Annotated in this window: 10 protein-coding genes and 1 pseudogene; 5 read left to right on the plus strand and 6 right to left on the minus strand. The window is 70.4% G+C overall.

Annotated features, from left to right (window positions below):
* The 4 genes and pseudogenes from VS93_RS32195 to VS93_RS25110 all read left to right on the plus strand — a co-directional run.
* The coding region (locus VS93_RS32195; protein WP_236700726.1) for a hypothetical protein at window positions 1-211 on the plus strand (211 nt) is incomplete at its 5' end.
* Between the two features lie 87 nt (window positions 212-298).
* Window positions 299-880, plus strand: a pseudogene (locus VS93_RS32685) (ADP-ribosylglycohydrolase family protein); the annotation flags it as partial.
* 104 nt (window positions 881-984) lie between these two features.
* Window positions 985-1,284 carry an ADP-ribosylglycohydrolase family protein gene (locus VS93_RS32690; RefSeq protein WP_269082890.1) on the plus strand — a complete coding sequence of 100 codons (300 nt, stop codon included), beginning with the start codon at window positions 985-987 and terminating at the stop codon, window positions 1,282-1,284.
* A gap of 102 nt (window positions 1,285-1,386) precedes the next feature.
* A complete protein-coding gene (locus VS93_RS25110; RefSeq protein ID WP_046472328.1) occupies window positions 1,387-1,803 on the plus strand; it encodes an SgcJ/EcaC family oxidoreductase in 417 nt (138 codons plus the stop codon).
* Window positions 1,804-1,941: 138 nt separating this feature from the next.
* Here the strand turns inward: VS93_RS25110 and VS93_RS25115 are convergent, their stop codons facing one another.
* Complete coding sequence (locus tag VS93_RS25115; RefSeq protein ID WP_201776754.1) at window positions 1,942-2,988, minus strand: coenzyme F420-0:L-glutamate ligase; 1,047 nt, start codon at window positions 2,986-2,988, stop codon at window positions 1,942-1,944.
* An 85-nt stretch (window positions 2,989-3,073) separates the two neighbouring features.
* The gene (locus VS93_RS25120) at window positions 3,074-4,111 is read right to left on the minus strand and encodes a zinc-binding dehydrogenase (protein WP_046472329.1); all 1,038 of its coding nucleotides are present in this window, start codon (window positions 4,109-4,111) and stop codon (window positions 3,074-3,076) included.
* Window positions 4,112-4,212: 101 nt separating this feature from the next.
* Between VS93_RS25120 and VS93_RS25125 the strand changes: the two genes are divergently transcribed.
* On the plus strand, window positions 4,213-5,106 hold the full coding sequence (locus tag VS93_RS25125; RefSeq protein ID WP_046472330.1) for a helix-turn-helix transcriptional regulator: 894 nt from the start codon (window positions 4,213-4,215) through the stop codon (window positions 5,104-5,106).
* A 733-nt stretch (window positions 5,107-5,839) separates the two neighbouring features.
* On the opposite strand, the gene VS93_RS28720 is transcribed toward VS93_RS25125, so the two are convergent.
* Genes VS93_RS28720 through VS93_RS25140 form a run of 4 tightly spaced genes read right to left on the minus strand, consistent with a single transcriptional unit; the run spans window position 5,840 to window position 8,359 of the window.
* Window positions 5,840-6,349, minus strand: a complete 510-nt coding sequence (locus VS93_RS28720; protein ID WP_236700727.1) for an IS110 family transposase — start codon at window positions 6,347-6,349, stop codon at window positions 5,840-5,842.
* Between the two features lie 27 nt (window positions 6,350-6,376).
* Entirely contained in the window at window positions 6,377-7,141 is a 765-nt protein-coding gene (locus VS93_RS25130; RefSeq protein WP_046472331.1) for a class I SAM-dependent methyltransferase, read from the minus strand.
* A gap of 1 nt (window position 7,142) precedes the next feature.
* Window positions 7,143-7,625, minus strand: a complete 483-nt coding sequence (locus tag VS93_RS32200) for an LLM class flavin-dependent oxidoreductase (protein WP_082127193.1) — start codon at window positions 7,623-7,625, stop codon at window positions 7,143-7,145.
* Entirely contained in the window at window positions 7,622-8,359 is a 738-nt protein-coding gene (locus VS93_RS25140) for an alpha/beta fold hydrolase (RefSeq protein ID WP_236700728.1), read from the minus strand. The genes VS93_RS32200 and VS93_RS25140 overlap by 4 nt, the downstream gene beginning before the upstream one ends.
* Window positions 8,360-8,651 lie beyond the last annotated feature (292 nt).

Here is an 8,651-nt window from a genome sequence, read left to right on the forward strand (position 1 = left end):
ACGGTTCACGGCGCCCGAAATGACCGCCGTGAGCTGCGGGTGTCACCTTGGAGGCGCTGAGGGCGCCCGGTGCGGTGGAAGCCGTCGCGTTTCCGTGCTCCTGACGGGGCTGGGCTGCGGCATCAAGGAGGCCTACCGGCAGCCCGTCCTCGCACTCGCGGCGCTCTCGGCCGAACTCTCATGTGTAAGCGCGGCCACCGGTGATCGGTAAGAGAAACAGAGATCCCACGGAAAACCTCTACTTACGTGAGGGTAGGGTTTTTGGAAGGAACACCAGGAACGAAAGAGGCGCCGGCAGATGAGCACTGACCCCGCGAACCGACCCGTCAACGACCCGGAGTCCATCGCCGTGGAGGAGCACGAGCGGATTCGCGGCTGCCTGCTCGCGGCCGCCTGCGGGGACGCGCTTAGCGCCCCGTTCGAGGGGGTCTTTTTCGTTCCCGGCGACGCCGTGGCCGCCTGGGAACAGCAGGAGGCCGTGCTGGGCTACACCGACGACACCGCGCTCATGCTCGCCCTCGCCGATCACCTCGCCACGGCCACGAACCAGCCCGAGTGGGACATCTACGAGGACGGTCTCGCCTGGGCCTTCGCCCGGACCTGGGAGGCCGATCCCCGGCGCGGCTACGGCGCGGGGGCGGTGTGCGTCCTGCAGTCCATCCTCAACGGCGTTTCCTGGCAGGAGGCCGCGGGCAGCGCTTTCGGCGGGACGGGCTCCTACGGCAACGGCGGCGCGATGCGCGTGGCCCCAGTCGGGCTGCTGCCCCTGCCGATGAACAGGGTGAGCGCGCTGGCCCGGCGCAGCGCCGCGCTCACCCACGCCCACGAGCACGCACTGGACGCAGCCGCGATCCAGGCCTGCGCGGTGGCCTACGCCCACCGCTCCCCACGCGCGCAGCCCCTCGACGGCCACCACCTGCTCGCGACCGTGGCCCCTACGCCATCGAGCCGGAGTTCCGTGCCCAACTCACCCGGCTGGGCGCCCTGGTCCGCAACGGCTACACCCCGCAGCAGGTCGCCGACGAGCTCGGCAATGATGTCACCGCCTTGGCCGCGGTCCCGGCGGCGCTGGCCGCCTTCCTGCACGCCCCCGACGACATCGTCCAGGTCACCCGCTTCGCGATCCGCGCCGGCGGGGACACCGACACCATCGCCACCATGGCCGGGGCACTGGCCGGGGCCCGCAACGGCGCGGCAGGTATCCCGGAGTCCTGGCTGGCCCGGCTCGAACACCGCGACCGCATCGAGCAGACCGCCCAGGATCTCATCCGATCACTGGGCTGACCCTGACCTCGCACTGGCAGACGCGCCGGGGCGGGTGTATCGCGGCCGGCCGAGTACACCTAGGCTTCCTCTGGTTCCCCTGCCGTCTCCAAGGAGCAGAGCATGACCGACCGCCCCTCCACACAGGACATCCCGGACGACGACGCGGATGTGCGCCGGATCAAGGAAGTCTTCGCCGAGCTCGAAGCCGCCTTCGCCGAACAGGGCGCGGCCGGGTTCGATGGCCGCTTCACCGCTGACATCGTGTTCACCGCCGTCAACGGCCGCCGCTTCCACGGCTGGGAGGAGAGCCACGCCTACCACAAGGAACGCCTGGAGAACCACGCCGACGGTATCCGTACGTGGTACGAGATCGACCGCATCACCTTCCCGGCGCCTGATGTGGCCGTCGCCTTCGTCCGGCAGCCGGTGGCCACTCCCGTGGACGAGCGCACCAACGTCGGTACGTGGGTGCTGGTCAAGAAGAACGGCCAGTGGTGGGTGTCCGCCATTCAGAACACCGGCGTCGCCAAGGCCTGACCCGTCTCCACCGGCGGTCGGCGGTGGCGTGGAGCCGGGAACCGGCGGGGACCGCACCCAGGGGCCGCCGTCGGGGCGGCGCCGCCGCTTAGGTCGCGCGTCCCCGTAGCTGGAAGGGAGCGTGATGGCCGGACACAGCTAGCGGTGCAGGATGGACTGGACGCCGTCGTCACCGGGTTCGTAGGCCACGCCGCGGATGATGGCCACGGGCACGCCCCGGCCGCGCTGGCCGAGGATGATGCCGCCGCAGGCGGCGACCAGGTCGGTGAGGGTTTCCTCCTGGTGTTTGGTCGTTCCCTCAGGGGCGGTGTGGGTGGTGGTGCGCAGCGGGCGGATGCCGGCGGCGCCGATGGCGAGGATGGTGGCGCCGCGCCGGTCGGGACGGCCTTCGGAGTCGGCGATGACCACGGCGGGGCGGATGCCGGTGGCCGTTGCGAGGTCGTCGCGGATGCGGCGGGCCGAGGCGTCGGGGTCGGCGGGAAGCAGCCGGGCGGCGGTGCCCTCGTGATCGATGCCGGCGGAGGCGAGCTGGTAGCCGAGCCTGTGGCGGGCGATGATGGGGCCGCGCTCGGTGGCCAGGTGGTGCTCGGTGGACTCGTCCAGGATGAGCTGGACGAGAGTGGCGGGCTTGCCGGTTGTCTCGGCGATCCGGCGCGCTTGCGCGCCGGGGACGATGGTGGCCAGGTCGACGCGGCGCTTCTCGGCGACGGAGACGGCCCTGGAGGCGATGACGACGATGTCGCCCTCGCGCAGTGCCGCGTCGCGGTCGGTGAGGGTCCGGGCGATCACCGCGGCCAGGTCATCACCCTCGCAGATGGTGGGGAAGGGCTCCAGGCCGACTGCGGTGAGGAAGGTGGTCGTCATGGGGCAACTCCGGCGTGTCAGGTGGTTGAGGAAGGTTCCCATCGCGGCCGAGAGCCCAGAGGCGCGCTCGGGCAGGCTGCGGTGGTGTTCGCGCAGGTAGGCATGCACCCGGTAGGCGTAGTGCGGCCAGAGCCGCCGTTCTGCCATCGTCGGCGGCATTCCGGCGGCGACCGAGGTCCAGGCGTCGAGCAGCGGCCTTGGCCATTGCTCATCGTAGTCGTGCGGTCGCGGCGCGAGCTGCACCATTCGAGTAACCATGGCGCCCACCTGCTCGGCGGCCAGCGCGCGATCGGTCAGGTGGAAAGCCGGCGATGACCCCATCGGAGCACGGGTACCGCCACTCGCCATGGCCCGGCGTGCGCAGGGCCCGCCGACCTCCCCGCCGGCCAGGCGGGACGGGCCCGCGTCAGGGCCGGACGAGCACCTTGAGCGCCCTCCGCTCGTCCATGGCCCGGTAGCCCTCAGGGGTGTCCTCGAGCGCGACCGTCCGGTCGAAGACCCGGCCCGGCTCGACGGTGCCGTCGAGGATGGCGGGCATCAGCGTCTCGATGTAGGCGCGGGCCGGCGCAGGACCTCCGGTGAGGGTGACATTGGGCCCGAACAGGCTGCCGAACCCGATCGGTGCCTTCTCGTACTGCGGTACCCCGACACGGCTGATCACGCCGCCGGGACGCACGACCCCGACCGCCTGCTCGTACGCCGGCATGTGGCCGACCGCCTCGATCGCGATCGGGCTCCCGTGTCCGCCGGTGAGCGCGCGTACCTCGGCCATGCCCTTCTCGCCGCGCTCGGCGACGACGTCGGTGGCGCCGAACTCGCGGCCCAGGTCGGTGCGCTCCTTGTGGCGACCCATCAGCACGATCCGCTCGGCTCCGAGCTGCCGGGCCGCGAGCACGGCCAGCAGGCCGACCGCGCCGTCGCCGATGACGGTGACCATGCTGCCTGTTGCCACACCGCCCTTGAGAGCGGCGTGGTAGCCGGTGCCGTAGACGTCGGACAGGGTCAGCAGCGAGGGAAGCAGCGCGGAGTCCTCGGTGACCGGGGCCTTGACCAGGGTGCCGTCGGCGAAGGGGACCCGCACCGCCTCGGCTTGGGCCCCGCCGATCCCGTTCGCCGCCCAGAAACCGCCGTGCAGGCAGGATGTCTGCAGCCCTTCGCGGCAGAATTCGCAGGTCCCGTCGGACCAGGCGAACGGCGCGATCACCAGGTCGCCGGGGGCCAGGGTCGCCACCTCGATCCCGATCTCCTCGACCACGCCGACGAACTCGTGGCCCATCGGGGTCCCCTCCGGAGTGGCCGGCAGGGAGTGGAACGGGTGCAGGTCGCTGCCGCACACGCAGGCCCGGACCACGCGGACCAGGGCGTCGGTGGGCAGTTGGATGGCCGGATCGGGGACGTCGGCGACACGGACGTCGCCGGCCCCGTACATGTAGGTAGCTCGCATGGTGTCCAGTCAACCGGGCCCGCACGGGCACAGGGAGTGCCTGGCGTTCGGGGTACTGGCGTTCCCTCCCTCACGCCCGGCCGGCTGCTTAACCTGGAGCCATGAGCCAGGTCGACCACCGTGCCGAGGTCCGCGAGTTCCTCAGCTCGCGGCGGGCGCGCATCACACCGGATCAGGCCGGGCTGCCCGCCTACGGCGGCAACCGGCGCGTCAAGGGGCTGCGCCGCGAAGAGGTCGCGATGCTCGCCGGCGTCTCCATCGACTACTACGTCCGGATGGAGCGCGGAAACCTCTCCGGCGCCTCTGACAGCGTCCTGGACGCGCTGGGCCGCGCGCTGCAACTGGACGAGGCCGAGCGCGACCACCTGTTTGTTCTCGCCCGGGCCGCGGGCGGAGACCGCCGTCGGCACCCTGCGCCGCCGACCAGCGTGCGTCCGGCCATCCAGCAGGTGCTCGACGCCATCACCGACGCGCCCGCATGGGTGCGCAACGGCCGCCACGACATCGTGGCCATGAACCGCCTCGCCCGCGCCCTCTACACCCCCGTTCTCGCCGACCCCCGCCGGCCCGCGAACACGACGCGGTTCGTCTACCTCGACCCGGCGGCGCGCGAGTTCTTCGTCGACTGGGAACGGATCGCCAACGACGCCGCCGCGATGCTCCGCCTGGAGGCGGGCCGCAACCCGCACGACCCGGCCCTGATCGAGCTGGTCGGCGAGCTGTCGACGCAAAGCGAGATCTTCCGGCAGCGCTGGGCCTCCCACGACGTCCAGTTCCACCGCAGCGGCGGCAAACGGCTGCGCCACCCCGTCGTGGGCCAGCTCGACCTGAGCTTCGAGTCGATGGAGCTCCCCTCCGAGCCGGGCCTGACCCTCAACGTCTACACCGCGCCCTCGGACAGCCCCACCGCCGACGGCCTCAAAATGCTCGCCAGTTGGGCCGCCACCCAGGAGCTGACTGACGACGAGACACCGGCGGCCACCGACCGGACCTGATGCCGCCGCGGGCCTCGGCGTGCCAGGCGGTGCGTGCGCCTGGAGCGCAGCGCACCACGTTCACGCGCATCCACCAGAGCCCCTCGTCCCCCGCGTGATCCGGGTGGGCGGTGCGGAGAACATCGAGAATGGCCCGTTCAGTCTTCAGATCGGCATCCGTGGCGAAGTCTCCGGGCGACTTCTCGAAGCGCTTCAGTGACCCCGTGAACATGTCGCGCACCATCTCAGCGCCTGCCCATGCCGCGGCCACCGCCACTTCCGCGTCGCCACCGACGCCTCTCATGACCATGAACCGGGTCCACGAGTCGGCCCAGAACCTCTTGCAGGACAGCCTCCAATCGGAGCGGCGTGCACACAGGATTCGCGCTCCTTCGCCGACCAACTCAAGCGAGGTTCTTCGCCCTCGGGAACGTAGGCGCCCCAGGTTCTGTCAACTATTAGCGCCCGACACGTGACCGGGTGAATTCCAGGGGTGTTCCAAAGTCGGGGGTGGGTTGATGCCGGCGCTGGTCACAGGTGCGTAGCGGTCGTGGGGAAGCCCTTACACGCAGCAACGGAGCCCGCTAGAAGAACAGGGAATCTCACATCTCTGGCTTCCAAAGGACTCCGTTGCGCTCTCAGTCTGCCATGCTCGCCTCCACCCTGCCCGCGCTGTGGACCGAGCTCGGGGCCGCTCGCGATCCCCGTGACCGCCGAGGACGCCGCCATCGGCTCGGCCATCGTCCTCTCCTGCTTATGCGCTGCTGTGCGGAGCCCGCCCGCTGAGCGCGATCGGCCGGTGGGCCGCCAACGCTTCCCAGCACGCCTTGGCCCGGCTGGGTGTCCTGTGCCGGGACGGTCCTATAGAGGTCAAGTGAGTCCGAGGTCGGTTCTGAGGTCGTTGAAGACTTCGCGGGCGATGAAGCTGTTTGAGGCAGCGAAGGACGTCTTTCTTGGACAAGCCGTCAGCTCGCCGTCGTTGCATATAAGCGATGGTTTGTCGGTGGTAACGCAGTCGGCACACAGCAATCATGTGCAGGGCGCGGTCGGCTTGGCGGTCGCCGCCGCGGTGCAGCCGCATCCGATGGGCCTTGCCCGAGGACACCGGGGCCGGGGCGGCTCCGCACGGCCGGGCGAAGGCGGCCTCTGAGTTCAATCGGTCGATGTTTTGCCCGGCGCCACCTCGGCGTGCTGGTCGAGGCCGGCATCGCCCCCTCGTCGCTGGCCATCGCCGGGCTGGCGACCAGCGTGGATCCTGGGCCACCCCCGGCGCCCCCGTGACGGGCCGAGGTCAACGCCGACGCGCGGTGACCAGCCAGGCACCGGAGTCGAGCCACACTCCCTCGCCGGTGTCATGGGCGTCGAGCATGGCCAGCAACCGATCGAGAGCACGCGCGGTCGCTGCCGCGTCCAGGTCGGCCACCAGATCCTTGGCCATCCGCAGATCGGATAGGGCGTCGCGGGCGCCGGCCGCGTCCGGGCCGTAGTAGATCGGCTCGCGTACCTCGGTGATCTCGATCGCGATGAAGCCGGCAGCGGTCAGCACGCCGGCCGCGACGACCGGATCCGCCAGCGAGAAGGCGTCATCACCGAGCCCAGCCGGCATCCTCCGTCCATCGGCCAGCGCCTGTCGGATCGCGCTGAACCACTCCTGACGGTCGTCGGCCTGCCACACCAGCTGCACCAGCCGCGCCCCCGGCCGTAACGCCGATCCGATGTTGGCGAACGCCGCGACCGGGTCGGGGAAGAACATCGTGCCGAATCGGCTGATCCCCAGGGAGAAACGCTCCCGCGCGAAGGGGTGGATCTGGGCATCGGCTCGCTCGAAGCTGACGTTGCGGATTCCCTCCTTTTCGCTCAGCCGGCGGGCGCGGTCCACCATCGGTCCGGACAGATCAACGCCGAGTGCGCTTCCCGTGCGCGCGGATCTGCCCGCCTCCCGCGTGGTCTGCCCGGTGCCGCAGCCGATATCGAGCACGCGATCGCCGGTTCTGACGTCAGCGGCCGTTCGCAGCCGCGCGTTGTAGCGGCTCAGCTCGGCGTCGTAGTCGAACAAGTCAATCGCCGCCCGGACTCGCTGGGCCGTCGCGGAGTACGCCGCGCATCGTGTCGAGCGGAACGCCGGGCGGGAACTCCGGCAGCCACCAGGTCGCACCCACTGCGGCGTAAGGCAGGGGATCGGCGTCGAAGGGCAGGCCGATGGCGATGTCGTACGCGCCGGTCTTGCCCATTCGGAGGTCGGTGATGGTGGCGACGACCTCGGCGAGTTGATCCGGGTGCTCGAGATCGGCCGGGAAGAAACCGTTGAGCCGAGCGGCGCGACGGATCGGCTTGACATTGCCGGGGAATCCGGCGGCCCACACCGGCGCACCGGGCTCCTGGACCGGTCGGGGCAGGAACTCGATGTCGTCGACGGTGTAGTGCTCTCCGCGGTGGTGCACCGGCTCGCCGGACCAGGCGGCGGCCAGTCGCGTGACCACTTTCGGGTCGGCGAGTTCCTCGAAGAGCGGCAGCCAGAGTGCTGACCGTAGCCGGCTCATGGGCGGCCCCGTCCCGTGTGCCGGATCAGGGCCGACACGAAGTCGTCCCACACCGGTCTCGGCAGATCGTGTCCGACTCCCTCCAATACCAGCAGCTCCGCTCCGGGGATCGCGTCGCGCAAGCCCTTGCCGTGCGGCAGCGGCAGCAGCGGGTCATGATCGCCGTGGACCACGAGCGTCGGCGCCGCGATGTCGCCGAAGCCGCCTCGGGCCGGCCGATCGAACTCGATGGCGTAGTGGTTGACGAGCGTGGACGCGTAGTTCCCGGCGCGTGCCAGGTCACGTTCGACCAACGCCCGAATGGCGGTCTCATCGAAGTACGGCGAGCCACCGGCGTAAGACCTGGTCGAGCCGACCACGTACTCCACGACCGACGCCGCGTCGGTCGGGTCGGGCTCGGCCGGCAGTCCCTTGGCGAGCTCGTCCGACGGTGGCGGAAGCCCAGCCGCGCCCGTGGAGCTGGAGACGAACGTCAGCGACGCGACCCGATCGGGATGGTCCACACCGGCGATGAGGCCGATCCCACCGAACATGGACTGGCAGACCAGGTGTGCCCGCTCGATGCCTAGGGCGTCTTGGATGCCGAGCATGTCCAGGGTCAGATCGGTGAACGAGTACGCCGGCTGTCCCGGCGGGTAGCTGGTCGACCGTCCGGTGTCCCGATGGTCATAGCGGATGACATATCGAGTGCCCGCCGCGATTCGTTCGCAAAGCTCGGCATCCCACCACAGCATCGAGCGGCCGCCCCGGCAACGAGCACGATCGCCGGGCCCGCTCGGTTCCCGTAGGTCTCAACGCCCAGCTCGACGCCGTTGACCTCGATGAGCTGCTCGCCGTTGGTGAGCGTCGTGGCCATGCCGGTTCTCCTTCGTCCTCGTCATGCGCCCGCGGGCAGGCTAGGCCTGAGCTCCGCGGTGGTCGGCCCCCAGGTGGACGGTCTTGACCCGGGTCTCCGGGGCGTACTTGCTCGGCATGAGACACAACCTTCCAAGGAAGGAGGTGCGCATAAACCCGGGACGGTTCACT

It is taken from the genome of Allosalinactinospora lopnorensis, assembly GCF_000981225.1.
GTDB classification, from domain to species: Bacteria; Actinomycetota; Actinomycetes; order Streptosporangiales; family Streptosporangiaceae; genus Allosalinactinospora; species Allosalinactinospora lopnorensis.